This is a genomic window from Oceanobacillus saliphilus (genome assembly GCF_023522835.1).
GTDB classification, from domain to species: domain Bacteria; phylum Bacillota; class Bacilli; order Bacillales; family Amphibacillaceae; genus Oceanobacillus; species Oceanobacillus saliphilus.
Genome location: NZ_JALCZU010000084.1, coordinates 1 through 278 on the forward strand (window position 1 = coordinate 1; position 278 = coordinate 278).

Sequence of the window (278 nt, forward strand, 5' to 3'; positions counted from 1 at the left end):
CGAAGTGGTGCAGCGCCTGATGCGCTTCTGCTCCATCGAGATGGGCTCGTTCTACCTCGACATCATTAAAGACCGTCAGTACACCGCGAAAGCGGACAGCGTGGCGCGCCGCAGCGGTCAGTCTGCGCTGTACCACATCGCAGAAGCGCTGGTGCGCTGGATGGCGCCGATCATGTCCTTCACCGCGGATGAAATCTGGGGTTACCTGCCGGGCGACCGTGAGAAGTATGTCTTCACCGGCGAGTGGTATGAAGGTCTGTTCGATCTCTCCAGCACTG

1 protein-coding gene is annotated in these 278 nt (G+C 59.7%); it reads left to right on the forward strand.

From position 1 onward, the window contains the following. The coding region (locus tag MN204_RS20535) for a class I tRNA ligase family protein (protein WP_249872911.1) at positions 1–278 on the forward strand (278 nt) is incomplete at both ends.